General features: G+C 67.8%; 18 protein-coding genes. 4 read left to right on the forward strand and 14 right to left on the reverse strand.

From position 1 onward, the window contains the following. Positions 1-19: 19 nt before the first annotated feature. The 9 genes from atpA to ACS5PM_RS09245 form a co-directional block, all read right to left on the reverse strand. Complete coding sequence (atpA, locus tag ACS5PM_RS09205; RefSeq protein ID WP_439387310.1) at positions 20-1573, reverse strand: F0F1 ATP synthase subunit alpha; 1554 nt, start codon at positions 1571-1573, stop codon at positions 20-22. Positions 1574-1633: 60 nt separating this feature from the next. Continuing rightward, positions 1634-2167, reverse strand: coding sequence for a F0F1 ATP synthase subunit delta (locus ACS5PM_RS09210; protein ID WP_439387311.1), 534 nt, complete (start codon positions 2165-2167; stop codon positions 1634-1636). A 2-nt stretch (positions 2168-2169) separates the two neighbouring features. Further along, positions 2170-2640 (reverse strand): F0F1 ATP synthase subunit B, encoded by a 471-nt coding sequence (locus tag ACS5PM_RS09215; RefSeq protein WP_439387312.1) that lies wholly within the window; start codon positions 2638-2640, stop codon positions 2170-2172. Positions 2641-2728: 88 nt separating this feature from the next. Next, complete coding sequence (gene atpE, locus ACS5PM_RS09220) at positions 2729-3007, reverse strand: F0F1 ATP synthase subunit C (protein ID WP_374565116.1); 279 nt, start codon at positions 3005-3007, stop codon at positions 2729-2731. Between the two features lie 71 nt (positions 3008-3078). Beyond that, positions 3079-3951 (reverse strand): F0F1 ATP synthase subunit A, encoded by an 873-nt coding sequence (gene atpB / locus ACS5PM_RS09225; RefSeq protein WP_439387313.1) that lies wholly within the window; start codon positions 3949-3951, stop codon positions 3079-3081. Positions 3952-3973: 22 nt separating this feature from the next. After that, positions 3974-4549, reverse strand: coding sequence for an ATP synthase subunit I (locus ACS5PM_RS09230; RefSeq protein ID WP_439387314.1), 576 nt, complete (start codon positions 4547-4549; stop codon positions 3974-3976). 139 nt (positions 4550-4688) lie between these two features. Beyond that, positions 4689-5600, reverse strand: a complete 912-nt coding sequence (locus ACS5PM_RS09235) for an SMP-30/gluconolactonase/LRE family protein (RefSeq protein ID WP_439387769.1) — start codon at positions 5598-5600, stop codon at positions 4689-4691. 13 nt (positions 5601-5613) lie between these two features. Further along, entirely contained in the window at positions 5614-6477 is an 864-nt protein-coding gene (locus ACS5PM_RS09240) for an aldose 1-epimerase (protein WP_439387315.1), read from the reverse strand. Positions 6478-6567: 90 nt separating this feature from the next. After that, positions 6568-6921 (reverse strand): phage holin family protein, encoded by a 354-nt coding sequence (locus ACS5PM_RS09245; RefSeq protein WP_439387770.1) that lies wholly within the window; start codon positions 6919-6921, stop codon positions 6568-6570. 353 nt (positions 6922-7274) lie between these two features. Between ACS5PM_RS09245 and ACS5PM_RS09250 the strand changes: the two genes are divergently transcribed. Continuing rightward, complete coding sequence (locus tag ACS5PM_RS09250) at positions 7275-7703, forward strand: SWIB/MDM2 domain-containing protein (RefSeq protein ID WP_439387316.1); 429 nt, start codon at positions 7275-7277, stop codon at positions 7701-7703. Positions 7704-7798: 95 nt separating this feature from the next. Here the strand turns inward: ACS5PM_RS09250 and ACS5PM_RS09255 are convergent, their stop codons facing one another. Then, positions 7799-10309 (reverse strand): ATP-binding protein, encoded by a 2511-nt coding sequence (locus tag ACS5PM_RS09255; protein WP_439387317.1) that lies wholly within the window; start codon positions 10307-10309, stop codon positions 7799-7801. A 255-nt stretch (positions 10310-10564) separates the two neighbouring features. Next, positions 10565-13459, reverse strand: a complete 2895-nt coding sequence (gene uvrA / locus ACS5PM_RS09260) for an excinuclease ABC subunit UvrA (protein WP_439387318.1) — start codon at positions 13457-13459, stop codon at positions 10565-10567. A 219-nt stretch (positions 13460-13678) separates the two neighbouring features. On the opposite strand from uvrA, the gene ACS5PM_RS09265 reads away from it, so the two are divergent. Beyond that, the gene (locus ACS5PM_RS09265) at positions 13679-13840 is read left to right on the forward strand and encodes a hypothetical protein (protein ID WP_439387319.1); all 162 of its coding nucleotides are present in this window, start codon (positions 13679-13681) and stop codon (positions 13838-13840) included. A 64-nt stretch (positions 13841-13904) separates the two neighbouring features. Here ACS5PM_RS09265 and ACS5PM_RS09270 read toward each other — a convergent pair whose 3' ends face one another. Continuing rightward, positions 13905-14222, reverse strand: a complete 318-nt coding sequence (locus ACS5PM_RS09270) for a YciI family protein (RefSeq protein WP_439387320.1) — start codon at positions 14220-14222, stop codon at positions 13905-13907. A 34-nt stretch (positions 14223-14256) separates the two neighbouring features. Then, complete coding sequence (recQ, locus tag ACS5PM_RS09275; protein WP_439387321.1) at positions 14257-16143, reverse strand: DNA helicase RecQ; 1887 nt, start codon at positions 16141-16143, stop codon at positions 14257-14259. 312 nt (positions 16144-16455) lie between these two features. On the opposite strand from recQ, the gene ACS5PM_RS09280 reads away from it, so the two are divergent. Continuing rightward, positions 16456-19284, forward strand: coding sequence for a TonB-dependent receptor (locus ACS5PM_RS09280; RefSeq protein ID WP_439387322.1), 2829 nt, complete (start codon positions 16456-16458; stop codon positions 19282-19284). A gap of 28 nt (positions 19285-19312) precedes the next feature. Here ACS5PM_RS09280 and ACS5PM_RS09285 read toward each other — a convergent pair whose 3' ends face one another. Continuing rightward, entirely contained in the window at positions 19313-19672 is a 360-nt protein-coding gene (locus ACS5PM_RS09285; RefSeq protein WP_439387323.1) for an ArsR/SmtB family transcription factor, read from the reverse strand. Between the two features lie 199 nt (positions 19673-19871). Between ACS5PM_RS09285 and ACS5PM_RS09290 the strand changes: the two genes are divergently transcribed. Continuing rightward, positions 19872-20162, forward strand: coding sequence for a metal-sensing transcriptional repressor (locus tag ACS5PM_RS09290; RefSeq protein ID WP_439387324.1), 291 nt, complete (start codon positions 19872-19874; stop codon positions 20160-20162). Position 20163 lies beyond the last annotated feature (1 nt).

A 20163-nucleotide genomic window follows, 5' to 3' on the forward strand; every position in this document is an offset into this window, starting at 1 on the left:
TGGGGCTGTCAGGGCTCGATCAGGCGAACGACTTCTTGAACGCGGCGATGGCGTTCGACAGCTCTTCCTCGGCGGCCTTGTCCATGGCCTTGTCGGCCTCCAGCTTGGCGAGCAGGGCGGCGTGGCTGGAGCGCAGGTGCTGGTGCAGACCGTGCTCGAAGGCCAGGACCTTCTTGGTGTCGATCGAGTCGAGGAAGCCCTTGTTCACCGCGTAGAGGGTGGCGGCCATCAGGCTGATGGGCAGCGGCGAATACTGGGCCTGCTTGAGCAGCTCGGTCACGCGGGCGCCGCGATCCAGCTGCTTGCGGGTGGCTTCGTCCAGGTCCGACGCGAACTGGGCGAAGGCGGCCAGCTCGCGGTACTGGGCCAGGTCGGTACGGATGCCGCCGGACAGCGACTTGATCAGCTTGGTCTGCGCGGCACCACCGACGCGCGACACCGAGATACCGGCGTTGATCGCGGGGCGGATGCCGGCGTTGAACAGGTTGGTCTCCAGGAAGATCTGGCCGTCGGTGATCGAGATCACGTTGGTCGGCACGAAGGCCGACACGTCACCGGCCTGCGTCTCGATGATCGGCAGCGCCGTCAGCGAACCGGTCTTGCCCTTGACCTCGCCCTTGGTGAAGGCCTCGACGTAGTCGGCGTTGACGCGCGCGGCACGCTCGAGCAGGCGCGAGTGCAGATAGAACACGTCGCCGGGGTAGGCTTCGCGGCCCGGCGGACGGCGCAGCAGCAGCGAGACCTGGCGGTAGGCAACGGCCTGCTTGGACAGGTCGTCGTAGATGATCAGGGCATCCTGGCCGCGGTCGCGGAAGTACTCGCCCATCGTGCAGCCGGAATAGGCCGACACGTACTGCATCGCGGCCGATTCGGAGGCCGAGGCGGCCACGACGATGGTGTACTCCATCGCGCCGGCCTGCTCCAGCGAGCGCACCACGTTCTTGATCGACGAAGCCTTCTGGCCGATCGCGACGTAGACGCAGGTCATGTTCTGACCCTTCTGGTTGATGATCGTGTCGATCGCCACCGCGGTCTTGCCGGTCTGGCGGTCGCCGATGATCAGCTCGCGCTGGCCGCGGCCGATGGGCACCATCGAGTCGATCGACTTCAGGCCGGTCTGCACCGGCTGGTCCACCGACTTGCGCGCGATCACGCCCGGCGCGACCTTCTCGATCACGTCGGTCATCTTGGCGTTGATCGGGCCCTTGCCGTCGATGGGCTGGCCCAGCGCGTTCACCACGCGGCCGATCAGCTCGGGGCCGACCGGCACTTCCAGGATGCGGCCCGTGCACTTGACGGTGTCGCCTTCGGAGATGTGCTCGTACTCGCCCAGGATCACCGCGCCGACGGAGTCGCGCTCCAGGTTCAGCGCCAGGCCGAAGGAGGGCTGGCCGTCCTTGCCGGCGGGGAACTCGAGCATCTCGCCCTGCATCGCGTCGGACAGGCCGTGGACGCGGACGATGCCGTCGGTCACCGAGACCACGGTGCCCTGGTTGCGGATGTCCGTCGAGGCGCCCAGGCCTTCGATGCGGCTCTTGATCAGTTCGGAAATTTCAGCGGGATTCAGTTGCATGGCTTTCTCCGAAAGCTTGTGGGCGCTAGCGCGTGTCGGGCCGGTCGCCAGTGAATGGGGTCAGTGGGTCAGTGCGACCTTCATCTGCTCGAGTCGGGCCTTGACCGAGGTGTCCAGCACCTCGTCGCCCACCTCGACGCGGATGCCGCCGATGAGGGATTCGTCGACGATGACCGTGGCATTGAGCCTGCGGCCGAACCGCCTTTCCAGCGTCGCGACGACGTCGGCCAGCTGGCCGGCATCGAGCGGGAACGCGCTGACGATGCGCGCATCCGAGACGCCGGAGCTGGCGTTGACCAGCGCGCGGTACTGCGCGGCGATCTCGGGCAGCGCGAACAACCGGCCGTTGTCGATGACGGTCTGCAGCAGGTTCGCGACCTTGGGCGCGAGCGCCAGGCGGGCCACGCCGGTGACCAGCTCGAACACCTGCGCCGCGCTGACCTTGGGACTGTCGGCGAACTGGCGCAGCTGCGCGTGGCCGGCCACCTGGGCCAGCGTCTCGAGCTGGTCGGCCAGGGTGCGGGCGTCTTCGCCAACGCTGGCCTTGAACAGGGCCTCGGCGTAGGGGCGGGCGATGGTGGCGAGCTCGGCCATGGTCAGAGCTCCGTCTTCAGGCGAGTCAACAGCTCGGCATGGACGCCGGGGTTGACCTCGCGCTTGAGGATGGCTTCGGCGCCCTTGACGGCCAGCAGGGCGACCTGCTCGCGCAGCGCCTCGCGGGCCTTGACGGACTCCTGCTCGGCCTCGGCCCTGGCAGCGGCGACGATCTTGGCGCCTTCATCGGTGGCGCGCGCCTTGGCTTCCTCGACCAGCTGCTGGCCCAGGCGCTCGGCGTCGGCCAGACGCTTGGCCGCGTCATCCTTGGCGGCCGACAGCTCGGCCTGGATGGTCTTGGCGGCGGCGGCCGATTCGGCCTTGGCCTTGTCGGCGGCCGACAGCCCATCGGCGATCTTCTTCGCGCGCTCGTCCAGCGCGGCGGTGATCGGCGGCCAGACGAATTTCATCGTGAACCAGACCAGGATCAGGAACACGATCATCTGGACGATGAGGGTACCGGTGATGCTCACTTGATTGCCTCGAACGGTGGCGGGGACATTCGGCCTGGGTGCGCGGGCTTGCCGCCCACCCAGCCTCCAAACACGACCGTGCCGGTTCTTACTTGGCGGCTTGCGCGGCCACGGCTTGGGCGATCTGGCCCAAGAACGGGTTCGCGGTGGCGAACCACAGGGCGATACCGGTGCCGATGATGAAGGCCGCGTCGATCAGGCCGGCCAGCAGGAACATCTTGGTCTGCAGTTCGCCCATCAGCTCGGGCTGGCGAGCGGCGGACTCCAGGTACTTGCTGCCCATGATGCCGATGCCGATACAGGCACCGACGGCACCGAGACCGATGATCAGGCCGGCGGCGAGGGCAACAAAGCTGATGACTTCCATGGTGACTCCTAGTCGATAGGTTGTGTTGGAGGGGAAAACGGAAACGAGAGAGAAAGGGAAACGCGGCGCCGTCAATGCGAGTCGTGCGCCTGGCCGATGTAGACCAGCGTGAGCATCATGAACACGAAGGCCTGCAACGTGATGATGATGATGTGGAAGATCGCCCAGGCCGAGCCGGCGATGACGTGGCCGATGGCCAGCCCGATGCCGGTGCCCAGCCCCACGCTGCCGATCGCGCCACCCATCAGCGCGATGAGCAGGAAGATCAGCTCGCCGGCATACATGTTGCCGAACAGACGCATGCCGTGCGAGACCGTCTTGGCGACGAACTCGATGATCTGCATCAGGAAGTTGAACGGGGCCAAGGCCCAGTGGTTGCCGAACGGCGCGGCGAACAGCTCGTGGACCCAGCCGCCGAAGCCCTTGATCTTGACGTTGTAGATCAGGCAGGTGATGAGCACGCCCACCGAGAGGCCCATCGTGACCGACAGGTCGGCAGTCGGCACTACGCGCAGCTTCGCCTCATGGTCGCCGGTGATGGTCTGCCAGATGTAGGGCAGGAGGTCGACCGGCAGCAGGTCCATCGCGTTCATCAGGAAGATCCAGAGGAACACGGTCAGTGCCAGCGGCGCGACGAGCTTGCGGCTCTGCGCGTTGTGCACGATGCCCTTGGCCTGGCTCTCGACCATCTCGAACAGGATCTCGACCGCGGCCTGGAAGCGGCCGGGGACGCCCGAGGTGGCGCTGCGTGCGGCGCGCCAGAGGAAGAAGCAGCCCACCACGCCCAGCAGGATCGAGAAGAACATCGAGTCCCAGGCCACGACCGACAGGTCGAACGGGCCGTGGAGCTCCTTGTTGCGGGCGTGGCTCAGGTGGTGAACGATGTACTCGCCCGCAGTGGGGGCGTGTTCTGCGGCGTCTGCGGCGTGACCTTCGGCTGCCATGGATCTGTCCCGTGTTCTACGTTCAACTTGTCGTCTTGCGCCCGCGCCACGCGAGCGCGACCCAATACACCTTGATGCACAGCACCAGGGCCACCAGCAACGCCGGCCAGCTCAGGTGCGGCACCAGTCTCGGCGCGCCGACCAGCAGCGCCACCGAGACTCCGATCTTGACCAACTCCCACGACATGAAGCTGACGGCGGAGACGCCGGGCGACAGGCTAGAGAGCCGGCTGGTCATGCCGCGCGCCATCAAGGCCCCCGGCACCACCACCGTGACGGCGCCATACAGCGCCGACCAGAAATACGACGATTCACCCATGACGAGCCACGCGAGCGCGGCTGTCACCCCTCCGACCGCGGCCTGGGCCGCGACCACCCGCCAAGGCGAGACGGCGGGATTCTTCGCCGCCAGGACCCGCGCCTCTTCACGGGTCAGGGTCTTGAACGGCGGCTTGTCGACCTCATCACCCCAATCGGCCCAGGACGCCGACCGGTCGGGTCGCGGCCTGCCTGGCTCCAGGCCAGCTGGCTTCAGCTCTGGCCTCAGTTCTGGAGTCAGCGCGGCGGTCTGGGGTCTTTCGGGGGGTGGGGTCGGCAAAGCCTCGGGATTATAGGGTCAAACCCCTGCTTATCCCATGACGCCTTACTTCTGGCGGGATATGGAACGCATAAGCATCCCCGACGCACCCGGCGGTTACGGCGTGGTTACCGTGCGCTGCGCACGGGCACGCAGCGCCTCAGCCGAGGGTGAAGTTGACCGGCAGGCCGATCACGTCGACCCGCATGCGCAGTACACAACCGGCCCAGGGCTGGGCCGCGAGCTCGTCGGGCGGCCGCTTCTCTCGGGCAGTGGTGATGTAGAGCGTCCTGAGGTCCTCGTCGCCGAAGCAGGCCATGGTCGCGCAGCGCACCGGCAGAGGCACTTCGCGCAGGACGCGGCCCTCGGGCGAGAAGCGCAGCAGGCGCTGGCCTTCGAACATCGCACTCCAGTAGCCGCCTTCGCTGTCGACCGCCGCGCCGTCGGGTCGCCCGCCGTAGGTGTTCAACGGCTGATCCGGCTGCCTGGGTTCGAACTGCGCGAAGAGACGGCGATTGGACAGCGAGCCGTCGGTGGGTTCGAAGTCGAGCACGTCGATGCGATGCGTCTTGGTGTCGCTCCAGTACATCCTGCTGCCGTCGGGGCTCCACGCGAGGCCGTTGCTCACGGTCGCGTCGCCCGCCACGCGCTGCAGTTGCCCATCGGACCAACGGTACAACGCCGCCTGCGCCGCATCACGCGGCTCGTAGATCGTGCCGACCCAGAAGCGCCCCTGGGGATCCGCCTTGCCGTCGTTGAAGCGTTCGCGCTGCGGGTCGTACGGCGGCTCGGCGAGCCGGTGCCGATGCCCGTCGCGCGGGTCGAAACGCCACAGGCCGTCACGCATCGCCAGAAGCAGGCCGCCGCCGAGCACGGGCGCCGCGCAACCGGGCTCGGCTTCGAAGTCCCACCATTGATGCGCGCCGCTGGCGGGGTGGAAACGGTTGAGTCGCCGGCCCGGAATGTCACACCAGTACAGCGCCGCCTCGGAGGGATGCCAGAAGGGCGACTCGCCCAGCAGGGACGGCGGGACCGGCAGCGGGCGCGGGTCGAACAGCACCTCTTCGCTCATGGGCGCCCCCGGCTCATACCGCAGCGACATCCAGCGTCATCCATGCCTCGAAGGATTCATCTGGCGCCAGCTTGCGCAGGCCATGGGCCAGCGGATCGGCGAAGTGGATGGCGTTACTCACGTGGCTGACCGGCTCCACGCAGTAGTAGGGCTTGGTCTGCGGCGTGAAGACGACGAGGTACGGCAGCGACGAACGCAGGGCGAGCCGCATCTTCTCGTCGCGCACCAGCGCATCGCCGCGCCAGCCTTCGAAGCAGTGATCGAAGTCGAGGTGCGCGATGTCGCCGTCGATGCCGGCCTGGGGGTGGGTGCGGGTGGGCAGGCCGCTGGCGTCGGGCTCCCAGCGGTCGGTCAGCTCGATGTGCAGGCGGCTGCGGCTGCGCTTGGGGAAATACGGGTGCCATCCCAGCCCCACCGGTTGCGCGATGGGAGCTCGGTTGGTGATGTGCAACCGCAGCGTCAACGACTCCGGCGTCAGCTCGAAACGCTGGCGCACCGCGAAGGCGAACGGCCAATGCGCGTCGCCGGCGTGTTCATAGGCCAGCTCAGCATTCGCGCCGTCGCTGCCCTGCACGGTCCACGGCCTCTGCCAGGCCACGCCATGCACCGAATGCGGGTTGTCGTCGAAGTTCGCCTGCGTGGAGTACTCCTCGCCCAGCCACCGGAAGCGCCGGAAGCCGAGCCGGTTGGAGTACGGGGCCAGCGGATAGCAGCCCGAAAGGCGGGAGCTCTGCAGCTCCTGCGGCTCGGTGCTGCGCAGCACCGGCAGCGAGCCGAGCCACAGGCCGGCAATGCTGGCACCGAGGTCCGGCCGCAGGGCCAGTCTCAGCTCGCCGGCGGCAAGCTCGAGGAAAGCGGGGTTCGAGGCGATGGCCATGTCCTTTCGCGCCAGTGAAGTCGGGAGGCCGTTGGCGGCCGGCGGGCCAATGCTACGCCGGGCGGCGTCACCCTCTCCGGGCGACGCCGCTCACTCGCGGGCGAACAGGTGCTCGACCGCCACATCGATCACCATGCCGCAGGCGCTGTAGATGAGCGAGCCGATCAGCGCCGCTGCGAAGCCGGTGACCGCGAAGCCCTCCAGCAGCGAAGCCGCGGACCAGAACATCAGCGCGTTGATCACGAACAGGAACAGCCCGAGCGTCAACAGCGTGACCGGCAAGGTCAACAGCACGAGCAGAGGGCGCACGAGCGTGTTGAGCAGGCCCAGCACGAAGGCCGCGACCATGGCCGAACCGAAGCTGGCGACGGTGACACCGGGGTACAGATGCGCCACCAGCAGCAGCGCGGCAGCGAGCAACAACCAGCGAACGATGAGCTTCAACACGGGCGCGGATCCTTTCGACGAGTGGCCGCGGCGATGCGCTCGCGGCCGTGCGGCATTGTGCGAATGATGCCGATGGGCGCAACAGTTTTTTGCACGACCATCGAATGCGGCGCGACGCTCCCTCTGAAAAATACGGGTGACGGTATATGAACACTCCCAGGTGATGCCCAGGAGCGACAAATGCGGGTCTCTCCGGGGCATTCGAGGGGGTTTTACGAGGGAAACCGGCTTCTCAGCCCCTCGTACACGCAGTACCATTCGTGTCGCTGCGGATCTGCGAGAAATGGAAGTCCACGTGGCTTCCACCCGGGCCCGGCACATCAACTGTTCACTTGATGGAGAGAATCGACATGGCAACTGCGAAGAAGGCCGCTCCGGCCAAGAAGGCCACTGCGGCCAAGAAGGCGGCGCCCGCCAAGAAGGCGGCGCCGGCAAAGAAGGCCCCGGCCGCGAAGAAGGCGGCCCCCGCGAAGAAGGCGGCGGCTCCGGCCAAGAAGGCCGCCGCCAAGAAGGCCGCCCCGGCCAAGAAGCGCACCCCGAATGCGGCCTTCATGAAGGCGATGACCCCCAGCCCCTCGCTGGCGGCCGTCATCGGCGACAAGGCCGTGCCGCGCACCGAGGTGACGAAGAAGGTCTGGGAATACATCAAGAAGAACGGCCTGCAGGACAAGGCCAAGAAGACCATGATCAACGCCGACGCCAAGCTGAAGGAGATCTTCAAGAAGGCGCAGGTCTCGATGTTCGAGATGACCAAGCTGATCAACAGCCACCTGAGCTGACGAGCGCTGGCGGCCCTCGCGCCGCCCGTGTCCTCATCCGAGAAAGCCGGCATGCGCCGGCTTTTTTCTTGCCCGTGCCGGGCCGGTACGGGCGTTCAGGCGCGGCTGTCGCGGCCGCGCTCGTCGATCACGCGACGAACGTTGTCGAGCAGGCGTGTGAGGTCGATCGGCTTGGTCCAGTAGTCGTCGAAGCCGGCCGCGCGGGCGGCGGCGATCTGCTCGCCCATCGCATCGGCCGACAGGGCGACGCAAAGCAGCCCCATCGTCGTGGCCTGCGAACGCAGCCGGGCGAGCACCTCGAGGCCGTTCATGTCCGGAAGGTTCATGTCGATGAGCACGAGGTCGGGGCGCACCTTCGTCGCCAGCTCGACGCCACTCGCTCCATCGTGGGCGACGTGCAGGGTCCAGCCGGGCTGGGTGCGAAAGACTTCCTCCATCAGCAGCACGTTCAGCGGCTCGTCCTCGATGTAGAGCACGACGCGGCCGCTCGAACCGGCCGTATCGCTGCCGAGTGCGCTGCCGGCCGGCTCAGCCTGACTCGCCCCATGGCCTGAACCTGCGGCGGCCAGCTGCAGGCTGAAGCAGCTGCCGCGACCGGGCGTGCTCTGGGCCGTGATGTCGCCACCCATGGCGCGCGCCAGCCCCCGCGCGATCACCAGCCCGAGACCCGTACCGCTGATTCGCCTGCGCTCGGCGCCCAGGCGGTTGAAGGGCTGGAAGAGCTGAGCCAGCTGATCCGGCTGCAGGCCCTGTCCGTCGTCATGCACGTGAATCATCAAGGGTGTCGTCTCTTCGAAACTGCCCGCGACCTCGACCGCCACGCGGCCGCCGACCCGATTGAACCGGATCGCATTGGACAAAAGGTTGACCAGCACCTGTTCTATGGCGGCTGCATCGCCACGCACGAGCGCCCCGGCAGGCACCGCGAGCGTCATCTGCACCGAGCGGGCGTCGGCCAGCGGTTGCACGGCACCGAGGCTGGCCCGCAGCAGGACATGCAGCTCCAGCGGCTCGTCGCGCAGCGTGAGAACGCCCTGTTCGATACGCGACAGGTCCAGCACGTCATCGACCAGCGCCAGCAGCGAATGGCCCGCCTGGCGAACGCCTTCGAGCCGATGGCGCTGTGCGCCCATGAGCGGATGCTCGCGGTCCAGCCCCATCAGCTGGGCAAAGCCGAGGATCGCGTTCAGCGGGGTGCGCAGCTCGTGGCTGACGCGCGAGAGGAACGCGCTCTTGGCCCGGCTGGCCCGCTCGGCGCTGTCGTGCGCCAGGCGCAGCGCTTCATGCTCACGCAACGCCTCCTGGGCCCGGTGCCGCTCGGTGACGTCCCAGGTGAACCCATGGAAGACGACCCCGCCATCGGCCAGACGCTCGGGGGTGGCACGGGTTTCGAACCGTCGCAGCGATCCATCGCCGCGCTCGTAGCGGTATTCCAGCCGGATCGGCTCCAGCGTCTCGATCGAGCGAAGGACTGCACGCACGAGGCCTGAACGGTCCTCGCGGCACACACGCCGCAGCGTGGGCAGCGCGCCATCGCGGACAGGGTCGAACAACTCGTGCAGGCCAGGGTTGACGTAGAGATAGTGCGGTTGGCTGCCATCCGCCTGCAGGCGGAGCTGAAAGGCAGCCCCTGGCAACTGGGCAAACAGCGTGCGCATGCGCTGGTCGCGCTCACGGTTCGCCCGCGCGAGAAGCACCTGGCTCGTCACGTCGCGAGCGCTGCCTCGCCAGCCGTCGAAGACGCCCTGTTCGTCGATCACCGGAACGGCGCTGCGCGAGATGAACAGCCGGCCTCGAGGCGAGTCCAGGCGCGTCACGACCCTGGCCAGCGGCAGCCGCTCGGTCAGCCGATGGCGCAAGGTGGCCCCAGAGCCCAGCGGCTCGCCCATCGCATCCACGCAGGGCTCGTCCGTCAAGGGCTGGCCGACCAGCGATGCGGCCGGCAGGCCGGCCAGGCGCTCGAAGTCCTCGGACAGCCAACGGTGACGCAATTGTTCGTCCAGCTCCCAAAGCCAATCGCCGGACGCGCGCGCCAGATCGGCCAGCCGGCGCCTCTCGCGGATCAGCACCTGCCCGGCATGTCGCGCCGCCAGCAGCGCCTCGACCGCAGCGGCGAGCTGGACCAGCTGGGTGCGCTGGCCCGCGTCCAGCGAGTGCGCGCGAGGCGCCGCCACGCAGAGCGTCCCGACCGCGTGACCGTGCAGGCGCAAAGGCGCCGCCGCGTAGAAGCGCCAGCCTTCGCTCGCCGGATGCTGCACGGCGCCGGAAAAGCGCGTGTCCGCCTGGATGTCCGGCACTTCCAGGAAGTCATTGGCGGCTATCGCGTGGGCGCAGATCAGCTGCGCCCGCTCCGCGCAGCGCAGCCGTGGTGGGGCACCTTCCGGGCCGTCGACGCCGACCTGCCAGCCCTGCTCGGCACCGACCAGGGTGACCAGCCCGACGGGGCAGTCGCAAAGGCGGCGCGCCGCGTCGGCCAGGGCGCGCAAGGCGTCCAGCGGGGCGGCATCGCTGAAGGCTTCGGTGTGCGGGCTGAACCAGCCCAGGTCGCGCAACGCCGCCTGACGCTGGGGCTCGTCAGCCGGCAAGGGCGCGGGTCGCCATGCCATCGTCCAACTCTCCGCGGGATGCTCGGGCGGTCTGGCGACGACCCGCCTGCGGCAAGCAGGGGACACGCCAGCGAAAGGTTGATTGTGGCCCACGGCCGCCTGCGGCGCGGTGAGAAATGGCCGACTTTCGGCTGGCCCGGCGCGGTGAAGACTCGCTGAGTCGAACCCTGCTCGCGCCAGTCCCTGAGCGTCTGCTCGTGGACGAGGTCGATCCGATCCACGGGCGATAGGCCGCCAGATGCTTCGTGCCGACGCTCAGCGTGGTTCGAGCAGCGGCCGCAGGAAGCGTCCGGTGTGGCTGTCGGGGTGGGCGGCCACCGTCTCCGGCGTGCCCTCGGCCACCACCCTGCCGCCGCCGGCGCCGCCTTCAGGGCCCATGTCGATCAGCCAGTCGGCCGTCTTGATCACGTCCAGGTTGTGCTCGATCACCACGATGGTGTTGCCGGCGTCGCGCAGCTGGTGCAGCACCTTCAGCAGCTGCGCCGTGTCGTGGAAGTGCAGGCCGGTGGTCGGCTCGTCCAGGATGTAGAGCGTGCGGCCGGTGTCGCGCTTGGACAGCTCCAGCGCCAGCTTGACACGCTGCGCCTCGCCGCCCGAGAGCGTCGTCGCGCTCTGGCCGAGGGTGATGTAGCCCAGGCCCACGTCCAGCAGTGTCTGCAGCTTGCGCGCGATCGTCGGCACGGCACTGAAGAAACCGAAGGCATCCTCGACTGTCGTGTCCAGCACCTGGGCGATGTTGCGGCCCTTGTAGAGGATCTCGAGGGTCTCGCGGTTGTAGCGCTTGCCGTGGCAGATGTCGCAGGGCACGTAGACGTCGGGCAGGAAGTGCATCTCCACCTTCAGCACGCCATCGCCCTGGCAGGCTTCGCACCGCCCGCCGGCGACGTTGAAGGAGAAGCGGCCCGCGCCATAACCGCGTTCGCGGGCCGCGGGCACTTCCGCGAAGAGCTCCCGGATGGGCGTGAACAGGCCCGTGTAGGTCGCCGGGTTGGAGCGCGGGGTGCGACCGATGGGGCTCTGGTCGACGTTGATGACCTTGTCGAAGGCCTCCAGGCCCTCGATGGCATCGTGCGGCGCCGCCTCCGCATGGCTGTTGTAGAGCTTGCGGGCGACTGCTGCGTAGAGCGTGTCGTTGACGAGGGTGCTCTTGCCGGAGCCCGACACGCCGGTGACGCATGTCAACAAGCCCACCGGCAGTTCGACGGTCACGCCCTTGAGGTTGTTGCCTCTCGCATTGACGATCTTCAGCGCGGCGGCGCCGTTGCCCTCGGTTTCGCGGGCGCGACGCGGCGGCAAGGCGATCTTCAGCACGTGACCGAGGTACTGGCCGGTGAGCGACTCGGGCGCGGCCGCCACTTCGTCCGGCGTGCCGGCGGCGATGACCTGGCCGCCGTGCACGCCGGCGCCGGGGCCCATGTCGACGCACCAGTCGGCCGCCCGGATCATGTCCTCATCGTGCTCGACGACGAGTACCGAGTTCCCCAGATCGCGCAGGTGCTTGAGCGTCCCGATGAGGCGTTCGTTGTCACGCTGGTGCAGGCCGATGGAAGGCTCGTCCAGCACGTACATCACCCCGGTGAGGCCGGAGCCGATCTGGCTGGCCAGGCGGATGCGCTGCGCCTCCCCGCCCGAAAGCGTGTCGGCGCTGCGGTCCAGGCTGAGGTACTTCAGGCCGACATCGTTGAGGAACTTCAGCCGCGAGCGGATCTCGCGGACCACCTTGTCGGCGATCTCGGCCTTGGCGCCCTCGAGCTGCAGGCCCTCGAACCAGGCCAGGGCGTCGGCCAGCGTCAGGTGCTCGGTCTCGTAGATCGGCTTGCCTCGCTGCTTCTCGGTACCCGGCAGGAAGACATGCCGGGCCTCGCGCTTCAGTCGCGTGCCGTGGCAGTGAGCGCAGGGCTTGGCGCTCTGGTAGCGGGTCAGGTCCTCGCGCACCGCGACCGAATCCGTCTCGCGAAAGCGCCGCTCGAAATTGGGCAGGATGCCCTCGAAGGGGTGCGAGCGCTTGACGACCCGGGTGCGGCCGCCCTTGCCTTCGGCCTCGTAGAGGAATTCGATCTCGTCCTCGCCGGAGCCGAACAGAAGCACCTGGCGAGCCTGCTCGGGCAGCGACTCGAAGGGCTCCTCGATGTCGAAGCCGTAGTGCCGGGCGACGCTTTCCAGCAGCGAGAAGGTGTAGGCGTTGCGGCGATCCCAGCCCTTGACCGCCCCGGCGGCCATGGACAGGGACGGAAAGGCGACCACGCGCTCGGGATCGAAAACCGTCTGCACCCCCAGGCCGTCGCAGTGCGGGCAGGCGCCGACGGGCGAGTTGAAGGAGAACAGCCTCGGCTCCAGCTCGGGCAGCGAATAGCTGCAGACGGGACAGCCGAAGCGCGACGAATACAGGTGCTCGACGCCCGAATCCATCTCCAGCGCGATGGCCCGGCCATCCGCCACCCGCAGCGCGGCCTCGAAGCTCTCAGCCAGGCGCTGCTTGACGTCCGGCCGGGTCTTCAGGCGGTCGATGACGACGTCGATGTCGTGCTTCTCCGTCTTCTTCAGCTTCGGCAGCTCGGTCGCCTCGACGACCTGGCCGTCGACGCGAAAGCGAACGTAACCCTGGGCCTGCCAGTCGGCGAAGGCCTCGACGAACTCGCCCTTGCGGTCACGGACAACCGGCGCGAGCACCATCAGGCGCGTCTCTTCCGGCAGGGCCAGCACCGCGTCGACCATCTGGCTGATGCTCTGCGCGGCCAGCGGCAGGTCGTGTTCAGGGCAGAACGGGGTCCCGGCGCGGGCATAGAGCAGGCGCAGGTAGTCGTGGATCTCCGTCACCGTGCCCACGGTCGAGCGCGGGTTGTGGCTGGTGGCCTTCTGCTCGATCGAGATGGCGGGCGACAGGCCTTCGATCACGTCGACGTCGGGCTTGTCCATCAACTGGAGGAACTGCCGGGCGTAGGCCGACAGGCTCTCCACGTAGCGCCGCTGGCCTTCGGCATACAGCGTGTCGAAGGCCAGGCTGGACTTCCCCGAGCCCGACAGGCCGGTGATCACCACCAGCGCGTACTTCGGGATGTCGAGATCGATGTTCTTGAGGTTGTGGGTGCGGGCGCCACGAACCCGGATCGCGGGGGCGTCGGCGCCGATCGGCGGGGCGGGTCGGGGCATGGGGGCTCGAAAAGGCAACCGGTCATCATAGCGAGCGCGGCGGCCTGTCCGCCACCCAGGGGCCGGCCCCCGCCTGAAGCGCGCGATTCCGCCCCCGCCGGAAGGTTCACAAATTTTTGCGTTCGTGCCATTTGCTTGTCATCCATGACGGAAGCGGCCGCGTTGACCGAGCAAGATTGCCCCATTGGGGAGAGAACCCGGCCCGAAATGCTTACGATCATGCAGAAGTCAGCGCACACAAACCGTCAACCGCACCCGCACGACAAGCACGTCCTGCCGGCGCCGGAGAAGGGCCAGAAGTACGAGCCTTTCTGGATTGCCGCCTTCGGCAGCGACCGCCAGAGCCTGGCGCGGCAGCAGAAGTCCGACCAGAAGCGCTGAAGGCGCTTCGCCACCCGGGAGGGTGGCCACGACCGCGGCCAGGCCAGCGGCTGGGCTGCGCTTACTACCCCAGGCCCTCGCGGGCGCGCATCGCGGGCATCCACGGCCGAATGGCCACCCGCAACAGCCCGCTGCGCACCGCCGGGTCGTTCTCCGCGAACGCCACCAGCTCGTCCAGCGGCATCCCGGGGCGGGCGATCATCATCCCGCCACCATCCCCATCAAGGAACGGCCCGCCCGCGCCGAGCTGCCCGCTTTCGAGCAAAGCGCGGTAGTAGTCGACATGGGCCTGCAACCCGGGCTGCTCGAACATCCGCAAACCCGAGACCCATGCCGGGCCGGGAAAGTGAAAGACCACCAGGCAGGTGGGCGGCGGTGGCATGGGGTACTCCTTTCTCTGGGACGAGAGGGTGCCGTCAGCTGTCGACCTGCTCCAGCACCCGCAGGATCTGGCGGCCATAGGCTTCCAGCTTCTTGGATCCGACTCCGCTGATGCTGGCCAGCGCCGACAGCGAATCGGGCGATTCGGATGCCATCTGGGCGAGGGTGGCGTCGTTGAAGACGATGTAGGCCGGCAGGTTGTGCTCCTTGGCGACCTCGCTGCGCCAGGTCTTCAGCGCCGCAAAACGGGCCTGGCCGGCGTCGTCCAGCACGGCGGCAGCCCGGGGCACCTTCGGGTTGCCGCTGCCGCGGGACCGGCTGCCCCGCACCCTGGGCGCGGGCTCGCGCGCCTCTCGCAGCTCGATCTTGATCTCGCCGCGCAGCACCGCTCGCGCGCTGTCGGTCAGGGCCAGCGTGTTGTATTCGCCTTCGCTGGCCAGGTGGCCCAGGGCGATCAGCTGGCGGATCACGCCCCGCCACTGGGCCTCGCTCAGGTCGGCCCCGATGCCGAAGGTGCTGAGCTGCTCATGGCCTCGCTCCCGCGTCTTGTCGGTCGACTTGCCTCGCAGCACGTCGATCAGGTGGCCCGCGCCATAGCCGATGCCGGAGTGCTGGCGAAAGCGGTAGATGCAGGACAGCGCCTTGCGCGCCGCCTCGGTGGCGTCCCAGCGCTCGGGCGGCTGAAGGCAGTTGTCGCAGTTGCCGCAGCGGTAGCCCGTGGGTTTGGCCTCGCCGAAGTAGGCCAGCAGCCGCTGGCGCCGGCAATCCAGGCTCTCGGCCAGGGCCAGCAGGGCCTCGAGCTTGCCGACCTGCAGGCGCTTGAACTCCTCCTCGGCCGCGCTCTCGTCGATCATCCGCCGCTGGTTCACCACATCGGCCAGGCCGTAGGTCATCCAGGCGTCGGCCGGCTCGCCGTCGCGCCCGGCACGGCCGGTCTCCTGGTAGTAGCCCTCGATGTTCTTGGGCAGGTCCAGGTGAGCGACGAAGCGGACGTCGGGCTTGTCGATGCCCATGCCGAAGGCGACCGTGGCCACCATCACCACGCCGTCTTCGCGCAGGAAGCGGTCCTGGTGGCGCCGTCGCACGTCCGCCTCCAGCCCGGCGTGGTAAGGCAGGGCCGTGTAGCCCTCGCCCGCCAGCCATTCGGCCGTCTCGTCCACCTTGCGCCGGCTCTGGCAGTAGACGATGCCCGCATCGCCCTCGTGCTCGTCGCGCAGGAAGCGCAGCAGCTGCGTGCGGGCGTTGTCCTTCTCGACGATCGTGTACCGGATATTGGGCCGGTCGAAGCTGGCGACGAAGGCGCGGGCCGACTCCAGCTGCAGCCGGTGGACGATGTCGGCCCGGGTGTGATCGTCGGCGGTGGCCGTCAGGGCGATGCGGGGCACCCCGGGGTAGCGCTCGGCGAGCAGGGCCAGTTGCAGGTACTCCTCGCGGAAGTCGTGCCCCCACTGGCTCACGCAGTGGGCCTCGTCGATCGCGAACAGGCTCAGGCGGCCCCGCTCGCGCAGTGAATCCAGCATCGCCAGGAAGCGAGGGTTGGTGACCCGCTCGGGCGCCGCATACAGCATCACCAGCCGCCCCGAGAGCAGCTCGCGCTCGACGGCCTGCGCGCCGGCCGAGTCCAGCGTCGAATTGAGGAAGGCGGCGTGGACGCCCGCCTCCTCCAACGCTCCGACCTGGTCGTGCATCAGCGCGATCAGCGGGCTCACCACCACCGTGACACCCTGGCCGACGCGGTGGCGGGCGATCGCGGGAACCTGATAGCACAGGCTCTTGCCGCCGCCCGTGGGCATGAGGACGAGCGCGTCGCCGCCCGCCATGACGTGATCGACGATGTCGCGCTGGTGGCCGCGGAACCGGGCATAGCCGAACACCTCGTGCAGCAGGGCATCGGGGTCGACGGCGGGAGAGACGGTGAGCATTGCCCGCGATGGTACCGGCTCACCCCGCTAGCACACCTGGCTAGACAAGCCGCTCCCGCGAACGTGGGGGTCCGTTTCGTCGGCCCAGGGCGCAGTTCGTCGCTTGCCTTGTGGCGAAAGCGCCAACTCGCGGGTTGGCCCCAGCAGCGACGCCATTGACAGGCCCGAACAATCCGGCGGATTCGGCGGGGGTGCGCGGTGGCAGGCTTCTTGCGAGGACCAGCGACCGTCGGCCATCGACGTTAGGGGCGGCGCTTGCGGCTCACCGGGGCCATTCGCAGTGCCGCGAATGAAGCTAGCTAGGAGGTTCCCATGTTCAAGCGCACCAGGCTTTGCACTCAGCTGATGCTGGCCTTCGGCGTGATCCCCGTGGCATTCGCCCAGGACGCCCCGCCTTCGACCCAGCGGGTCGAGATCACCGGCTCCGCGATCCGCCGCATCGAGGCCGAGGGGGCGCTGCCCGTCACGGTGATCTCGCGCGACGCGATCGACAAGAGCAATGTCAACTCGATCCCCGAGCTGATCCAGGCCCTGCCCGCGATGACGGGCGGCAACTTCCAGCAGTCCTCGGGCTCGGTCAACGGCAACGGGTTCGGCAACACCACGGCGGCCATCCACGGCCTGGACCAGAAATACACCCTGGTGCTGCTGAATGGCCGGCGAGTGGCGCCCTTCGGTGGCTTCGGCGCCTCGGGCGGCGATGGCTCGGTGAACCTGTCCAGCCTTCCACTGGATGCCATCGAGCGGGTCGAAGTGCTCACTGATGGTGCCTCGGCGCTCTACGGCTCCGACGCGATCGCCGGCGTGGTGAACTTCATCACCAAGAAGAACGTGACCGATGCCAGCGTCTTCTTCAACGGCAGCCTGCCCGAGCAGGAGGGCGGCAGCAAGTGGAGCGCGGGCATCAGCAAGGGATTCGGGGACCTCGAGGCCGACGGCTTCAACATCCTGGCGTCCTACAGCCACGACGTGCAGGAAGTCCTGATGGCCAGCCAGCGCGATGTCTCCAAGCGCGGCGGCCTGATCAGGTTCACGCTCGACGGGCAGCCGGTGGTCTTCGACCAGACCTCCCGGAACTCCCTGCCGGCCAGCCTCTTCCTGGACACCGGCGCCTTCAGCCCCTATTTCGACCTGAACGGCAACTGCGGGACGAATCCCGCGGTGTTCGCGTCCAACAACCGGTGCCGTACCAACTATGCGGCGACCGTGCAGGACATCCCGGACTCCGAGCGCGACAGCTTCTACCTGAGCGGACGGCTCAAGCTGGGCGGCGACAACATCCTTTTCGCCGAGGCGCTGTTTTCGAAGTTCGCCATGACCGCGGCGTTCGCGCCGCCCGCGCAGCCCATGGGCCTGGGGGATCAGGACCTGCCCGGCCGTCCGCTCGACATCCTCTGGAACAAGTACGTCGTGCCCTGGCAGGCCGAGACCGGCGACACCAGCACCGGCGCCCAGATGGCCTACCGCGCTTTCGAGGCCGGCAACCGCACGGACGACTACGTGACGAAGACGCAGCACTACGTGCTGGGCGTGGAAGGCACCGCCATGGGTTGGGACTACAGCACCAGCCTGACGTTCTCGTCGAGCCAGAACGAGGACAAGCTCGCCGGCGGCTATCTCGACTTCGCGACGTTCGTGAACCTGATCAAGGACGGCCAGTACGATCCCCTGGTGCCGATCGAAGGTCAGAACCTCGATGCCGCGTTGCTGAAAGGCACGTTCCTGAAGACCAACGTGTCGCAGAACGTGTTCAACCTGCATGCCTCGAAGGACATGTTCTCGCTGCCGGGTGGCAACTCGGTCCTGGGCCTGGGCTTCGACTACGCCCAGCAGAGCCTCAAGCAGGAGACGAGCGATCTCGCTCAGTTCGGCAACGGCACGCCAGGCCAGGTCGGCAAGACGAACTACGCGGTCGGGGGCTTCTATGGCTATGTCCCCATGGAGGCGAGCCGGAACAACTACGGCGTGTTCGCAGAGTTGTTGATGCCGGTCGCACGCAAGACGGAAATCACCGCCTCGGTCCGCTACGACAGCTACGACAAGGTGCACAACAAGATGCCCTTCACCCAGGACCCGAACAATCTGCAGCCCCTGCCGGCTGAGGACGAGGGCGACACCTTCAGCCACACCACCTACAAGTTGAGCTTCCGCACGCAGCCGTTGGATGGCCTGCTGCTGCGCGGTTCGCTCGGCACGGGGTTCAAGGCGCCTTCGGTCAACCAGATCGCGGCCCCCCTCGCGTTCGCCACGAACACCTCGGGCTCCTACGTCTGCCCGTTCCCGACCACGCCCACTTGCATAGCGAACGGCACGGAACCCATTCAATGGGACCTCGTCTCGGCGGGCAATCCGGCCAGCGGAGGCGCCGGCCTCAAGGCCGAAACGTCCCGCCAGTGGACCATCGGCGGTCGTTGGGACGCCGCGCAGATGCTCTCGGTGGGCCTCGACTTCTGGGCCGTGAAGCTGAAGGACCAGATCCTGAACGGCATGCCGGAGGGCTACGCGTTCGCCAACGCGGCCTCGTTGCAGGACCTGTTCATCATCCCGTACCGGGACCCGGCCGGCCCCATCACGGTGGCCCTGCTCCAGAAGCCGTTCAATGCCGGCAAGGCCACTTACCAGGGCATCGACTGGGAGTTCGACTTCCGGACCGCCACGCCGATCGGAAAGATGACGGCCAACCTGAGCGGCACGCACATGCTCAAGGCCGACTACGAGCTTCCGGGCGGGAAGCAGACCGACCTCGGCAAGTTCGGTGGCGACAACAACGTCGTCTTCCGCAACATCGTCCGCCTGGTGCTGGGGCTGCAGCACAGCGACTTCACCCACACGGCCATCGTGAAGTACCGGTCGGGCTATGCCGATCAGGCGTTCACGGCGGATTCGGGCAATGTGGTGAATGAAGAGACTGGCGAGGGCGTCGCCTACAACGGCCGCGTCAGGTCCTACACGACCATCGACTGGCAGACGCGCTGGCAGTACAGCAAGGACCTTCGCTTCACGGTGGGCATCACCAACCTGCTGAACGAGGAGCCTCCGCGCTCGCTCAAGCTGGTGGGCGGCAACCAGGTCGGCTACGACGGCCGCTACGCCGACCCCACCGGGCGTGCGTTCACTGCCGGCGCTTCATACCGCTTCTGAAGCCTGCCCAACCCTGTCCAAGGCAGCCTCAGGCCGCCTTTTTCCTGGGCGCAGCACGTCGCGCGAAGGCCTTGTAGCCGGCGGCGCTGCGTTCCAGCTGCCGCGCGATGTTGCCGCACACCAGGTCGCACAAGGCGTAGACCGATTCGTCGGCGATGCGGTAGTAGACGGCGGTGCCGCGGCTTTCGCGCTCCACCAGGCCGCGCTGCATCAGGTGCGAAAGGTGGCGCGAGATGTTGGCCGAGGTATAGCCGCAAGCCTGCGCCAGTTCGCCCACGTTGCGCTCACCCGAGCGCAGCAGGTTCAGGATCTGCAGGCGCGTCGGCTCCGACAGCGCCTGGAAATAGGCGGCGACTTGGTCCAGCGCTTCGGGGGGCAGTCCATCCATGCTCGTGCAGGGCGTAGGGGTCTCGGTGCCGCGAATCATGCCTGAAGCGCGCAAAAGCGTGGATACATGGCTATCTGGCTTCTTAGCCATCTGGTTGAACAGCAGGCCGGGCGTGAAATCCGGCGCCCGGGCCAGCGCGCGGGGGGACGACAATGCAGACCCGTCCGCATCCCGCGATCTGCCCCGAAAGTTCCGCTCCATGGCCACGCTGACCGACGACAAGACCCGCACCGACCTGCTCAACCGGCTCCGGCGAGCCGAAGGCCAGCTGCGCGGTGTCCAGCGGATGATCGAGGAGGGCGAACCCTGCCTGGCGGTCGCGGGCCAGATGGCCGCGGTGCGCAAGGCGCTGGAGAGCACCTACGTGCGCATGACGGTGTGCTTCATGCAGCAGGAGCTGGGCTCCCGCGTCGCACCCGACAGCCGCAACCAGAAGCAGTTGGCCGACGTGCTGGAAGACGTGCAGACGCTGCTGGCGAAAGTGCGCTGAC

The sequence above is a fragment of the Ideonella flava genome, assembly GCF_051857595.1.
Taxonomy (GTDB): domain Bacteria; phylum Pseudomonadota; class Gammaproteobacteria; order Burkholderiales; family Burkholderiaceae_C; genus Ideonella.